This is a genomic window from Micromonospora sp. LOL_015 (genome assembly GCF_048060275.1).
GTDB lineage: Bacteria > Actinomycetota > Actinomycetes > Mycobacteriales > Micromonosporaceae > Micromonospora_E.
On sequence record NZ_JBHMIO010000014.1, the window covers coordinates 41,951 to 54,976 of the forward strand.

A 13,026-nucleotide genomic window follows, 5' to 3' on the forward strand; every position below is an offset into this window, starting at 1 on the left:
ACCGCTGTGTCCCTGGTCGTCCTGGCAGTCTTTCGTACGGATTACCGCGGCGTTGGGGTGAGGTAACACTTACCCGGAGCGCGGCTCGCAACAAAACCGTACGTCCGTCTTGCTATTGTCGCAACCCGGTGTCAGCTCCCGGGACGGTTTGTCGACCGGGCCCACCGGGCACTGCGGTCTCGTGGACACCCTCGACTGACCTCGACACGCTCGCCGGCTTCTTCGACCGGTACGGCGCGGCGATCACCGCCGGCGACGTGCCCGGTATCGCGAACTGCTTCGCGTCGCCGGCGATGGTCGTCGCCGATGCCTACAGCTTCGCGTTCTCCTCGCCAGCGGCAGTGGCACTGTCCTTCGTCGGCGCCGCGCCCGACTACGCCCAACGGCGGATCGTCGCGTCGCACGCCCGCTTCCACCAGATCCAGCAGGTGAGCATGACGTTGGTGGCGGTCGAGGTGGAGTGGGAGTACCTCGACGCCGACGGTCGGTCGGTGCCCGGTCAGCGATTCCACTATCTGTTGCGGCTTGGTCGCAACGCGGTGCGTATCTGTACTGTTACCCCACTCGACTAACTAGTCAGTAACTGGGCCTTTTGCACTGCGGGTCGGAATCGCTACTCTTCCGCGGGACACCGGTGCGAAAAGGGGGCCAACGTGGACGGCAGGCACGCCGCGCGCATCGCCTGGACCCCCTCCACCGTGATCGCCCTGGCGCCGTGGGTAGTTGTCCTGAGTGGACTCGCTGTCATGGTGGTCATCTTGCTGGTGGCCGCCGGTTGCGTACCCATGCAGACCCGGGCGATCGGTGAGCCACCGCCGACCGTGGTCCCCGAGCCTGAACCGCGGGTCGCCGCGAGCCCGCCGGCGGTGAACACCGGCGGCCAGCTTGTCGCCGCCGCCCCGCCGCCGTCCGGCGAGGCGGTCCTGCGACCCGCACCCTCCTCGTCAGCTCCCTCCTCGCCGGCGCCATCCACTCCGGCCGCCATGCCGCCGTCGCCGTCCGGCCCGATCCACGAGCCGTCGCACGCCACCACATCCGCCCCGCCCCGCACCCCGGCGCCGCCCGTCGATCCCGACGTGGTCGGCCGCTACAGCGTGCTACAGCAGTTCGGCGACGGCTTCATCGCCGAGGTGCTGGTGGTGAACACCTCGGGACGCGATCGTGACTGGACCGTCACCATCCGGTTTCCGGACAACGTCGGCCAGCTGCACACGGCCTGGGTCGAAGGCGCGCCGCAGGCGACCATGCGCCGGTCCGGCCGGGAGTACGTCTTCACCAGCTCGGTACCGGTCGGGGCCCGGTCGTCCGTGCCGCTGCGGTTCCACTTCGAACGCCACGGCCGCGGCGCCACCCCGCAGCGGTGCCTAACCAACGGCGCGCCCTGCGACCTGGACTGACCGCGCCGCAATGCCGACCCGCCGCTGATCCACCGCCGCGCCACCTGAACTGCCGTCCGTCGACGGGCCGGTGCGGTCCGCCCGTCGCCACGCCTGCAAGATACTGCAGAATCTTGCAGCAAGGGTTAGCGTGCGCTCATCGTCAACGCAAGGCTGTCGACGGAAGCCGCACCCGTGCGTCCCGCCTGGCGCCGTACGCTCTCGCCGCCGCCTTGGCCGGCGTCCCGGCGCCGGCTGCCCGACCGGTTCGCCAACGGCGAGCCGGGCACGGGCTGACCGGCGACCGGCTCGTCACCGGTCACGACCCCACCGACAAGGTTTCTACCAGGGCGGCGACCTACCGGGTGTGATCGACGACCTGAACTGCATTCAGGGCCTGGGCACCACCGCCATCTGGCTCGCCCCGGTCTTCGTCAACCGACCGGTGCAGGGATCGGCACCGGATCAGGCCGACGACGGACGGGGCAGCCGAGCGTCAGTGCAGTCGAGCGTCGTCAGGGCAGCCGGGGGCCGGCGTCGCGCTGCGCCGCCAGCCATGCCTCGACCTCGTCGGCCTGCCGGGGCAGCCCGGCCGACAGGTTCACCGCCCCGGCGGCGGTGACCAGCACGTCGTCCTCGATCCGGATGCCGACGCCGCGCAGCTCCTCGGGCACCAGCTCGTCCTCCGGCTGGAAGTACAGGCCGGGCTCGACGGTCAGCACGTACCCCTCGCCGAGCTCGCCGTCGCGGTAGCGTTTCTTACGGGCGTACGAGCAGTCGTGCACGTCGATGCCGAGCATGTGGCCGAAGCCGTGCAGCGTCCATCGACGGTAGACGGTCGACTCCTTCTCCATCGCCTCGTCCACGCTGACCGGCAGCACGCCCAGCTCGGCCAGGCCTTCGGCGAGCACCCGCATGCAGGTCTGGTGCACGTCGCTGAACTTCACCCCCGGCTTGATGTAGTCCATGCCGGCCTGCTGCGCGGCGTACACGATGTCGTAGACCTGCCGCTGCAGGGCGGTGAACCGGCCGGACACCGGCAGGGTCCGGGTCACGTCGGCGGTGTAGAGATGGTGCCCCTCCACGCCCATGTCCATCAGCAGCAGTTCACCCGGACGGGTGACGCCGTCGTTGCGGACCCAGTGCAGGATCGTCGCGTGCGCGCCCGCGCCGACGATCGAACCGTAACCGACGTCGTTGCCGTCGTGCCGGGCCCGCAGCGCGAAGATCCCCTCCAGCAGCCGTTCGGCGACCGGCCGGTCGGCCGGCAGCACCCGGGCCACGTCCTCGAAGCCGCGGACCGTCGCGTCGATCGCCGCCTGCAGCTGGGCGACCTCCCACTCGTCCTTGACCAGCTTCGCCTCGGCGATCGCCGTGGCCAGCTCACGGTCGCGGGCCCCGGCGTCGTCGCCGCTGTCGTACGGCAGCACCGCCGCGTCCACCCGGGGGTCGAAGCCGCGCAGCACCCGGGTCCGGGCCGGCGCGCACCCGGCCAACGCCTGCGGCAGCTCACTCAGCGGTGCCGTGCGCAGACCCAGCTCGGTCGACTTCTCCGCCAGGGTGCGCCGCCGGCCCACCCACAACTCGCCGTCGCGGCTGCGGAAGAACTCGTCGTTGTCCCGCGACGACCGCTGCCGGGTGTAGAGCACCGCGTCGTGCCCGTCCCCGGTCGGGTGCAGCACCAGCACGCTGTCCGGATCGTGGTCACCGGTCAGGTAGACGAAGTCGCTGCCCGGCCGGAACGGGTAGTCGGTGTCGTTGGCCCGGGTCTTCTCGGTGCCGGTGGGCACCACCAGGGTCTCGCTGGGGAAGGCGTTGGCGAGGGCGGCGCGGCGGCGGGCGTGGTTCGGCGCCTCGGTACGCGGGGCGAGCGGCAACGTGTCGTCGCGCCAGCCGGTGCGCATGAACTCCAGGAGCTTCTCCGGGAAGTCCGGGTCGTGCGACTCGGTGCGCGGCTGCTCGGCGACGACCTCGGCGGTCGTCCCGGTGCCTTCGGCGGTCGTCTCGGTGCCGGTGGCTCCGGCCCGGTCCGGTGCCGTGCCCTCGGTCTGATCTTGTGTCATTGCGTCCTCCCCACGGTTGGGCGTACTCGACGGTACCGCGTGACCGGCACGTGAAAAGATGTCTGCCATGTGCGGACTCCTGGCCTTTTTCAGCGCCCGCGGCGACGCCGGCGCACACCGCGACGCGCTCGCCCACGCGTTGGAATGCCTGCACCACCGTGGCCCGGACGAGACCGGCGTGGAGGTGATCGGCGACCCGACCGGCCGGTGGGCGGACGCGGTGTTCGCGCACAAGCGGCTGGCCATCATCGACGTGGCGTCCAGCCAGGAGCCGCTCGCCTACGCCGACGGCCGCTACCTGCTCACCTTCAACGGCGAGATCTACAACTACATCGAGCTGCGGGACCAACTGGTCCGGGAGTTCGGCGCGCAGTTCGTCACCGCCGGTGACGGTGAAGTGATCGTCGCCGGGTACCACTACTGGGGCGAGAAGGTGCTGCACAAGCTGCGCGGCATGTTCGCCTTCGTGATCTGGGACCGGCAGCGGCGTCGGGCGTTCGGTGCCCGGGACTACTTCGGCATCAAGCCGCTGCACTACCTGCAGACCCCGGACGGCATCTACCTGGCCTCGGAGAAGAAGGCGCTGCTGCCGTTCTCCGCCGCCGCGGGCGCCGGCGACGCCGGGGTGGACACCGCGAATCTGTCGCACTACCTGACCCTGCAGTACGTGCCGGAGCCGCGCACCCTGCACTCCGGGATCAGCCGGATCGGCTCCGGGGAGTGTCTGACCTGGTCGCCCCCGGCGCTGGACCCGACGACCGGCGGTCCGGCGCCAGATCCGGCCGGCGGGGTGCAGGTCCGCCGCTGGTACCAGCCGATCTTCCGGCCGGCGCCGACGCCGGACCCGCAGCGGCTCTACGACGAGATCCGCGAAACGCTGCGGGAGAGCGTACGCATGCACATGCGGGCCGATGTGCCGGTCGGAGCGTTCCTGTCCAGCGGCATCGACTCGACAGCGGTGGTGGCGCTGGCCCGCGAGTTCAACCCGAACATCCTGACCTTCACCGTCGGGTACGACGTGTCGGGCTACTCGGAGATCGAGGTGGCCCAGGACTCGGCCCGGCACCTGAACGTGACCACCATCCCGACGAAGATCGGGCCGCAGGACATGATGGAGGCTTTGCCGCGCATCGTCTGGCACCTGGACGACCCGGTGGCCGACCCGGCGCTGGTGCCGCTGTACTTCGTGGCGCAGAAGGCCGCCGAACACGTGACTGTGGTGCTCTCCGGCGAAGGCGCGGACGAGTTCTTCGGCGGCTACACCATCTACCGGGAGCCGTTGTCGCTGGGCGCGGTGCACGGACTGCCGGATCCGATGCAGAAGGGGCTGCGCGCCGTCTCGAAGGTGATCCCGCAGGGGGTCAAGGGCAAGAGTTTCCTGGAGCGGGGCACCACCCCGATCGAGGAGCGTTACTACGGCAACGCGCGGATGTTCACCGAGGAGGAGAAGCGGCACCTGCTGCGCCGCTACGACCCGTCGGTGCGCTACACCGACGTGACCGCGCCGATCTACGCCGAGTGCGCCGAGCTCGACGACGTCACCAAGATGCAGTACGTCGACCTGTACACCTGGCTGCGCGGCGACATCCTGGTCAAGGCGGACCGGATCTCGATGGCGCACTCGCTGGAGGTGCGGGTGCCGTTCCTGGACAAGCAGGTCTTCGACGTAGCCGCGAAGATCCCGGTAGAGCTGCGGTTGCCGCCCCGTTCCGATGCCACCAAGTACGCGATGCGCCAGGCCCTGCAGGGCGTGGTGCCGCCAGCCATCGTGAACCGGCGCAAGCTCGGTTTCCCGACCCCGACCCGGGTGTGGCTGCGCGGCGAGATGTACGAGTGGGCCCGGCACATCTTCGCCACCTCTGGCGCCGGTGACCTGCTCGACCTGTCGTACGCGATGCGGCTGCTCGACGAGCACAAGCGTGAGGAGGCCGACCACTCCCGCAAGGTGTGGACGGTGCTGGTGTTCTGCATCTGGCACGCGATCTTCGTGGAGCGTTCGCTCGACCCCGGCATCCGGCGCAACCAGTCGGCGCTGCTCACCAAGCCGGTGGTCGGGTCGATGGTGGCCTGACCCACTGCGGTCCGCGTCGCCGGGACTACCGAGTCACGCGTCGACTCGACCTGCGCGGCCACGCGCCGACGGGCCCGGCAGCGTTTCGCGCTGCCGGGCCCGGCCAGGTGGGAATCTGCCGTGTGTGGCGGTGGATCAGCTCGCGGAGCAGGCCGTCGACGGTGTGCCGGGGCTGCCGTTGGCGACGAAGCCGAATGTGGTCGACCCGTTCGGCGACAGCGACCCGTTCCAGGTCGCGTTGCGGACGGTGACACTCGATCCGCTCACCGTGTGGGTGCCGCTCCACAGGCTGTTGATGGTGACCCCGCTGTCGAAGTTCAGGGTCGTGGTCCATCCGCCGATGCTCGCGGAACTGTTGTTGGTGACGGTCACCTCACCCTGGAATCCACCGGACCAGGAGCTGGTGGTCTGGTAGGTTGCCGAGCAGCCACCGGTGGGCGGGTTGATGGTCGGCGGCGCGGTGGTCGGGGGCGCGGTGGTCGGCGGGGCCGTGGTGGGCGGCGGAGCGGTGGTCGGCGGCGGGGTCGGGTTCGGGTTGCCTTTAATCCCGGTGACCTCACCGTTGCCACCGTCGAACGTGACGTCCGAACAGCCGAAGAAGTTCTCCTGGCTGTCCGAGCGGACCCACCGCGAGTAGATGATGTGCCGGCCGCTCTTGTTGCTGGGCAGGTTGCCGCTGAAGTAGTAGTGGCCGTCATTGGTGCCGACCGCGCCGCGCTGCGGCGGGTTGGTAACCGTCAGGAACGGCGTCGCTTCCAGGTCGCTCCAGGCCAGCGCCCGGTTCGGGCTCCAGCTGTCCTTGGTCACGTAGAAGTAGAACGTGCCAGGGTGGTGGGCCCAGTTGCTGTACTTGAACTCCATTCGGGCACCGGCGGTCAGGTGGGTCAGCGGCCAGTCGTTGCGGGCCAGGTTGTAGCCGGAGAAGCCGGAGTTGCCACCGCTGCACAGCTGTCCGTCGGGGATAAAGCCGGTGGTGCGGCCACCCGCGTCGGAGCGCAGCACGCTGAACCAGTTGTACAGCGAGTTGGCCCCGCTCTGGGCGACGGCGGCCGAGCAGGCCGGGTTCTGCGGGATGATCTGGCCGGTCTGCGACAGACCGTCGACCCAGCAGAGGTAGGTGCGGCTGCCCGGTGCCATGGCGGCACCGTGCGCGGAAGCCGCGTTGGGGGTCACCACCGTGAGCAGGCCGGCGGTGAGCGCGGAAGCGGCGGCAACTACCGCCACTCTGCGTAGAGCTTTCACCGAGACTCCTTCGTGAACCGGTCCACGGCGCGGGACAAACCCGGGCCGGCGGACAGGGCGATGGGTTCCGACATGGCGGAACGTCAGGAAAAATGAGGAGGAACGGCGACTGGCCAGCCGTGCCGCGGACGCGGTTGACCGACGTGCCGTCCGATGGACGTCTAGCGCGCTCGCGCAGCTCCCGGCGAGTCCAAGGGACAGCGAGTTGCCCCCACGCTGTCCCGGTAATCGATATCCCACCATACATCGATCGGAAGTGCAATAGTCGCTGCTCGATGTGCTTGCGGGTGCGGGGTGGCGACCGGCACCAGGGCACCGACCTGGCAAACTTCGGAGCGGCGCAACTGCAGGTGGGAGGAGATCCATGCGGTACGCGGTGGTGCTCGGCGAGGCACTGATCGACCTGCTCGACGGCGAATGCGCCGGCCAGCCGGTCTACCGCCAGGTGATCGGCGGGGCACCGCTGAACGTCGCGGTCGGCGTCGCCCGGCTCGGCGGCGCGGTCGAGTTCGCCGGGACCCTCGGCGACGATCCGCTCGCCGACCGGATCCGCGACTTCCTGCGTACCGCCGGGGTCGGCGACCGGGGCTTGGTCACCGTGCCCGCGCCCACCACCCTTGCGGTGGCCACCTTCACCGGCGCCGAGCCGAACTTCCGCTTCTACGGTGACCCGCCCTCGTATGGACTGCTCGAACCGGCCAGCCTCGACGGGAAACTGGTCGGCGACGCCGCTGTGCTCTACTGCGGCTCCATCGCGCTGCTGTGCGAGCCGACCCTGGCCGCCGCCCGGCAGGCCTGGACGGGTGCCAGCGGGCTTCGGGTCTTCGACCCCAACGTCCGGCCCCGACTGCTGCCCGACGCCGAGTCGCTGGCCGCGTACCGGCAGGTCGTCGCCGGCTTCGCGGCAACCGCCGACCTGGTCAAGCTGAGCGCCGCCGACGCCGAGGTGCTCTACGACGGCGCCGATCCGGTGACCGCCGCCGCGCTGCTGCACGATCTTGGCGCGGGCGCGGTGGTGGTCACCCGGGGCGCGGCCGGCGCCCTGGTCAGCGCCGGCCGCGAGGTGCTGACCGTGGCCGCCCCGAGGGTGGCCGCGGTCGACGCCACCGGCGCCGGTGACTCGGTGATGGCCGCCCTGATCGCCGAACTGCTCGACGCCGGGTTGCCGGCCGACGCGGCCGGCTGGGCGGCCCGGGTCGGGTTCGCCTTGCAGGTGGCGGGGCTGGTGTGCGAGTCACCGGGCGGCGCGGTGTCGATGCCGACCCGGTCAGCCGTCGCCGAACGCTTCGACTGATCACCGGCGTCACGGCCCAAACCGCCGGTGCTCAGCCGGTCAGCCGCTGAGCATGCCCGGACCGAACACCTCGTACGCGATCCGGTCCACCGGCAGGCCTCGGTCGCGCAGCCCGCTGCGGACCTGCGCCATGAACGGCACCGGCCCGCACAGGTGCGCCCAGGCTCCCGGCGTGAGCGGGATCAGCGCCGGATCCACCCGCCCGGCGTGGAGGGTCGCCTTCAGCCCGACACTCTCGCCGTCGGTGGCGTCCTCGTACCACAGGTGCACCGACAGGTTGGGCAGCCGCTGCTGGAGCTCCGGCAACTCGTGGCGCAGCGGGTGCGCGGTCGCCGACCGGTCGGCGTGCACCAGCACCACCTCGCGGGCCGGCGCGACCGTGCTCAGCTGGGCGAGGGCCGCCATCGCCGGGGTGACGCCGATTCCGGCACTGACCAGCAGCAGCGGCGCGCCGGTGTCGCCAATCGAGCTGACCTCGCCGAACGCCGGGCTCAGCCGCAGGACGTCACCGACGGCGGTCCGGTCGTGCAGTTGGCTGGAGACCGTCCCGTCCGGTGCCGGCGACCCGGCTGACCCACCCGCCGCGCCGGCCCCGCCCCGGAGCCGTTTGACGGTGATCCGCCAGGTGACGGCACCGGGCCGACCGGACAGACTGTACTGACGGATCTGCTGTCCCTGTCCGCCTCCCAGATCGACCGCGACCGAGACGTACTGACCGGGCGTGAAGGTGGGTGCCGCGTCGCCGTCGGCCGGGGCCAGGATCAGCGACACGACGTCGGCGGTCTCCGGAACCTTCTCGACGACCCGCCACGGCCGCCAGCCGGCACCGGCCCGCAAGGGAAGGCCGGCGACGGTGTACAGCCGGGCCTCCCGGGCGATCAGCTCGCAGGCCAGCAACCAGTAGACCTCGTCCCACGCCGCCGCGACCTCGGGCGTCACGGCATCGCCGAGCACCTCGGCGACGGCGGCGAGCAGATGCCGTCCGACGATCGGATACTGGGTGGCGGTGATGCCGAGCGAGGCGTGCTTGTGCGCGATCCGGTCCAGAATCGGCGCCCAGGGCAGCGTGCTGCGCCCGGTCAGGTGCTCGGCGTAGGCGACCACTGCGGTGGCCAGCGCCGCCTGCTGGCGGCCGGTCGCCTGGTTACCCCGGTTGAACAGATCCAGCAGCTCCGGATGGGCGGCGAACATCCGCTGGTAGAACCGGCTGGTGATGGCCTCGCCGTGGGCCTGCACGGCGGGCAGGGTCGCGGTCACCACCGCTGCTGAGGACTCCGAGAGCACAATCACTCCTTTGGGCATTGAACGGGTACGACGTCACTAAACAGGAATCTGTGACTCCTCTTTAGGGCCATTGGTCCCGAGCCCGTTCACACCGCGCCGGGCCTGCCGGTCTGCCGTGGCTGATTAGGGTCGGGACGTGAAGCTCAACCGGTCCACGGACATGGCGTTACGGGTCGCCATGTTCGCCGCCGCATCCCGCACCCGTACCACGGTGGACGACCTGGCCGCCCGGCTCGCCCTGCCGCGCAGCCACGTCGCCAAGGTCGTGCAACGGTTGCAGCGGCTCGGCGTTCTGGTCACCGTGCGGGGCCGGGCAGGCGGCACCGCGTTCGCCCCAGCCGCCGCCGAGATGACCGTGGCCCAGGTGGTAAGGGCATTCGAAGGCGACGGTGAGGTCGTCTCCTGCGAACAGCCGGCCTGCCCGCTGCGCGCCGGCTGCCGGTTGCGGGTCGAGCTGCGCCGGGCCCGCGCGGCTTTCCTCACCGCGCTCGACGAGATCCGTCTCGGTGACCTGGTCGACGTCGACGCCGGTCCACTGCCCATACTCCTCAGCATCGGCCCCGGGCCAGCGTCGCCAGCCCTCGACGGCCGAGCCGAGGGCGGTCAGGCCCGGTTGGACAGTTCGGCGTAGCCGCGGACGATCGCGGTGCCCGCCGCCCGCGGCCCGAACGGTGCCCGTGCGGCGACCCGTGCCGGCGGCGCGCCGTCGGCGTGTCCGTCGCGGATCAGCCACTCCAACGCCACCAGCTCGGCGTGCTGGGCCCGGACGAAGTCGACACCGACGCAGGCGCCGTGGCCCGGCACCACGACACTGACCGGGCCGAGCCGCCGCAGCACCGCCGCCAGGGTGTCCGGCCACTCCAGCGGGTACGCGTCGTCGAACGACGGTGGGGCACCCTGCTCGACCAGGTCACCGGCGACCAGCAGGTCCGCGTCCGGGATGTGCACCACCAGGTCGCCGATGGTGTGCCCGCGCCCGGGATGCCACAGCTCGACCGCCCGGCCGCCCAGGTCGAGCGTCGCGGCGCGGGTCACCGTACGGTCCGGTGGGTGAACCACCGCGTGGCTGAGCTGCTCGGCCAGCAGCGGATCGTGGCCGATCATTTCGCGGTACGCCTCGTCGCGGACCACCTCGACCGGGCGGGCCAGCAGCCGGACCGCCTCCTGATGGGCCCACACCGGCGCGGGCGGATCCCCGGCGGCCACCTGGTTGCCGAAGCAGTGGTCGAAGTGGTGATGGGTGTTCACCACCGACCACGGTAGGTGGGTGATCCGTCGGGCCGCCTCGACCAGCTCGGCGGCCTCGGCCGGCGTAGCGCCGGTGTCGACGAGCACGGCGGCGGCCGCGCCGACGACCAGCGTCGAGTTGACGTCGAGCCGGGTCCGGCGCAGCACGTACACCCGGTCGCCGACCTCGACGAACCGGGCGCTCATCCGGAGACTGCCCGCTCACCGGTGGGGTCGTCGCCGACGCGTGGCGCCGGCGTGCGGTCAAAGGCCCGCTCGACGAACCGGTGCCGGTCGACCAGAGCCCGCTCGATGCGGCCCTGCGCGACGGTCGTACTCCCCTCGAACACCACCACCTCGAAGACCAGCCGCCGCCCGTCGACCTCGGTCAGCCGGGCCATCGCGGCCACCGTACGGCCGACCGGGGTCGCCGCCCGGTGGTCCAGCTCGACCCGGGTGCCGACGGTGGTCATGCCGGGTGGCAGCCCGGTGGCGGTGGCGGCGACCGTCGCCGCCTCGGCCAGCGCGAGCAGCCGCGGCGTACCGAGGACCGGTACGTCGCCCGAGCCGACCGTCTGGGCGGTGTCGGAATCGGTCACGGTCAGCTCGACCCGGGCGGTGGCACCCGGGCGCAAACTGTTTTCCGGCATGTGTCCCATGACCAATCAGCCTAGGTGCTCGACCTGCGTCGAACCACGAAAGCCGGACCGCGCGCCGGCCGCGTCCGGGTCACCGCTGCCGTCCGGGCCGTCCCCGGCGGTGCTCTGCCGGACCGCCAGTGTGAACGGGTCTGCACGTCGTACGGCGGCCGGAGCGGACGCCCTTCGATCCGGTCGACGAGCCGTCGGACCGCCAGCCGGGCGACCGCCGCCTTGTCCGGGGAGATACTGGTCAGGCTCGGGTTGGCGTACCGTCCCTCCTCGACGACCACCACATCTCCCCAGCACGGTCAGGCGGGTTCGCACAACTTGCACGGGTGGACCACCGCGCTTGGCCGTTCGAACACATCGAACGCACCACCGCCGTCACGGTCGCGTAGGGCAGCGCTCTGCGGACCGGGCGCTGGGCCTGGTGGGACGAGACGTTCACGATGGCCCCGCTACGCCCTGCGTCAGGAAGTGGTTGACCGCGACGTGGCAGCCGGCGACCGCCAAGGCCAGGTTGGTGGAGATCACGTCCAGGATTCGGGCCGCCGACGCGTCACTCATACCCGCGTCAGCGAGGACCGCAGCGTTGTTGACCCAACCGAGCAGCGGACCGGCGGACTCGGCGGTGGCCGCCGCCCGTTGCGCCGTCTGACCCCCGTCGGCGAGGCGTTCTGCGATCGCGCGACCGATTCCCCGGGCGCCTCCGGTGACCATTTCCGATGGATCTTCGGTGCGACCGTCGCCGGGCAACTCGCCGATCGGTTCGTCTACCTCGCGCTGCCGCTGGTGGCGATCCTCTGGCTGGACGCGGACGAGTTCGAGGTCGGCGTGCTGACCGCGATGACCACGGCCGGGTCGCTGCTGATCGGGCTGCCGGCGGGTGCGTGGGTCGACCGGTGGCGCAAGCGCCCGGTGATGGTCAACACGGATTTGCTCCGGGCCGCGCTGCTGATGACGCTACCGCTGGCCTGGTGGGCCGATGCGCTGTCGATCTGGCTGCTGTACGCGATTGCTCTCGGCCACGGACTGCTGACCGTACTGTTTGAGGTCGGATATACAAGCTATGTCCCTACGTTGGTCGGTCGTGACCACCTGGTCGAGGCGAACAGCAGGATCGCTGCGGCCCGTTCCGCCGTCAGCATCAGCGGCCCCGGTCTGGCGGGTCCCCCGGTCGGCTGGCTCGGTGCACCGCTCACGCTGATCGTGAGCGCCGCCGGGATGCTGTTGTCCGCGCTCGGCACGCTGCGAATCCGTACCGTCGAGGTGGTGCGGCCGGAAGCAACCGATCTGGATCTGAGTACGTCTGGCATCGGCTCGGTGCTCTCGGCGATGGCCTGCGGTGGGTTCGTCGGCGCGTTGCTGGCCGGCCGGCTGATCGCCAGGATCGGCCCGGGTCCGGCGATCTGGTTGGCACCACTGTGCACCGCACCGGCCGCTGCGCTGCTGCCGGCCACCGCAACCGGCGTACCCCGCTGGCTCACCGTGGCCGGGTTGGCCCTGCTGTCCTTCGGTGGCGTGGTCCGGCTGATCGCACAGGCCGGCCTGCAACAGCGGGTAACCCCGGACCGGCTACTCGGGCGGATGAGCGGCGCCACGGTCCGGTTCGTCCAGTGGGGCAGCATGCCGGTCGCGGCGCTGCTCGGCGGTGCGCTCGGCGGCCTGTTCGGGGCGTCCGCCGTACTGTGGATCGGCACGGCCGGGATGACCGCCGCCTTCCTGCCGGCCCTGCTGTCGCCGCTGCGGGCGACGGACCAGCTGCCGGAGAACGAGAGCACCGCAGCCCAATAGGTCGACCCAGCCTCGGCTCCAACCGTGAGAGCGG

Annotated in this window: 13 protein-coding genes and 1 pseudogene; 7 read left to right on the forward strand and 7 right to left on the reverse strand. The window is 71.1% G+C overall.

Translation table 11 applies throughout. The features are described from left to right. Positions 1-128: 128 nt before the first annotated feature. The 3 genes and pseudogenes from ACFHWU_RS14090 to ACFHWU_RS14100 all read left to right on the forward strand — a co-directional run. Positions 129-572 carry a hypothetical protein gene (locus tag ACFHWU_RS14090; RefSeq protein ID WP_416590745.1) on the forward strand — a complete coding sequence of 148 codons (444 nt, stop codon included), beginning with the start codon at positions 129-131 and terminating at the stop codon, positions 570-572. Between the two features lie 174 nt (positions 573-746). After that, a complete protein-coding gene (locus ACFHWU_RS14095; protein WP_416554885.1) occupies positions 747-1,397 on the forward strand; it encodes a cellulose binding domain-containing protein in 651 nt (216 codons plus the stop codon). A gap of 234 nt (positions 1,398-1,631) precedes the next feature. Next, a pseudogene (locus tag ACFHWU_RS14100) lies at positions 1,632-1,842 on the forward strand (alpha-amylase family glycosyl hydrolase); the annotation flags it as partial. 49 nt (positions 1,843-1,891) lie between these two features. On the opposite strand, the gene ACFHWU_RS14105 reads toward ACFHWU_RS14100, so the two are convergent. After that, positions 1,892-3,439 (reverse strand): aminopeptidase P family protein, encoded by a 1,548-nt coding sequence (locus ACFHWU_RS14105; RefSeq protein WP_416590747.1) that lies wholly within the window; start codon positions 3,437-3,439, stop codon positions 1,892-1,894. A gap of 67 nt (positions 3,440-3,506) precedes the next feature. Here ACFHWU_RS14105 and asnB point away from each other — a divergent pair, with 67 nt between their 5' ends. Then, the gene (gene asnB / locus ACFHWU_RS14110; protein WP_416590749.1) at positions 3,507-5,510 is read left to right on the forward strand and encodes an asparagine synthase (glutamine-hydrolyzing); all 2,004 of its coding nucleotides are present in this window, start codon (positions 3,507-3,509) and stop codon (positions 5,508-5,510) included. Between the two features lie 135 nt (positions 5,511-5,645). Here asnB and ACFHWU_RS14115 read toward each other — a convergent pair whose 3' ends face one another. Then, positions 5,646-6,752, reverse strand: coding sequence for a lytic polysaccharide monooxygenase auxiliary activity family 9 protein (locus ACFHWU_RS14115; RefSeq protein WP_416590751.1), 1,107 nt, complete (start codon positions 6,750-6,752; stop codon positions 5,646-5,648). A 364-nt stretch (positions 6,753-7,116) separates the two neighbouring features. Between ACFHWU_RS14115 and ACFHWU_RS14120 the strand changes: the two genes are divergently transcribed. After that, positions 7,117-8,046 carry a carbohydrate kinase family protein gene (locus ACFHWU_RS14120; RefSeq protein WP_416590753.1) on the forward strand — a complete coding sequence of 310 codons (930 nt, stop codon included), beginning with the start codon at positions 7,117-7,119 and terminating at the stop codon, positions 8,044-8,046. A gap of 39 nt (positions 8,047-8,085) precedes the next feature. Here ACFHWU_RS14120 and ACFHWU_RS14125 read toward each other — a convergent pair whose 3' ends face one another. Continuing rightward, positions 8,086-9,336, reverse strand: a complete 1,251-nt coding sequence (locus tag ACFHWU_RS14125; protein ID WP_416554895.1) for a globin domain-containing protein — start codon at positions 9,334-9,336, stop codon at positions 8,086-8,088. 130 nt (positions 9,337-9,466) lie between these two features. Here ACFHWU_RS14125 and ACFHWU_RS14130 point away from each other — a divergent pair, with 130 nt between their 5' ends. Further along, positions 9,467-9,961 (forward strand): RrF2 family transcriptional regulator, encoded by a 495-nt coding sequence (locus ACFHWU_RS14130; protein WP_416554897.1) that lies wholly within the window; start codon positions 9,467-9,469, stop codon positions 9,959-9,961. Here the strand turns inward: ACFHWU_RS14130 and ACFHWU_RS14135 are convergent. The 4 genes from ACFHWU_RS14135 to ACFHWU_RS14150 form a co-directional block, all read right to left on the reverse strand. Further along, on the reverse strand, positions 9,934-10,764 hold the full coding sequence (locus ACFHWU_RS14135; protein ID WP_416590755.1) for an MBL fold metallo-hydrolase: 831 nt from the start codon (positions 10,762-10,764) through the stop codon (positions 9,934-9,936). The genes ACFHWU_RS14130 and ACFHWU_RS14135 overlap by 28 nt on opposite strands. Beyond that, entirely contained in the window at positions 10,761-11,216 is a 456-nt protein-coding gene (locus ACFHWU_RS14140) for a thioesterase family protein (RefSeq protein WP_416590757.1), read from the reverse strand. Before ACFHWU_RS14140 ends, ACFHWU_RS14135 begins: the two co-directional genes overlap by 4 nt. An 11-nt stretch (positions 11,217-11,227) precedes the next feature. Continuing rightward, positions 11,228-11,488 carry a substrate-binding domain-containing protein gene (locus ACFHWU_RS14145; protein ID WP_416554900.1) on the reverse strand — a complete coding sequence of 87 codons (261 nt, stop codon included), beginning with the start codon at positions 11,486-11,488 and terminating at the stop codon, positions 11,228-11,230. Between the two features lie 154 nt (positions 11,489-11,642). Further along, positions 11,643-11,765, reverse strand: coding sequence for a hypothetical protein (locus tag ACFHWU_RS14150; protein ID WP_416554902.1), 123 nt, complete (start codon positions 11,763-11,765; stop codon positions 11,643-11,645). Between the two features lie 78 nt (positions 11,766-11,843). Between ACFHWU_RS14150 and ACFHWU_RS14155 the strand changes: the two genes are divergently transcribed. Further along, a complete protein-coding gene (locus ACFHWU_RS14155) occupies positions 11,844-12,992 on the forward strand; it encodes an MFS transporter (RefSeq protein WP_416590759.1) in 1,149 nt (382 codons plus the stop codon). Positions 12,993-13,026: the final 34 nt, after the last annotated feature.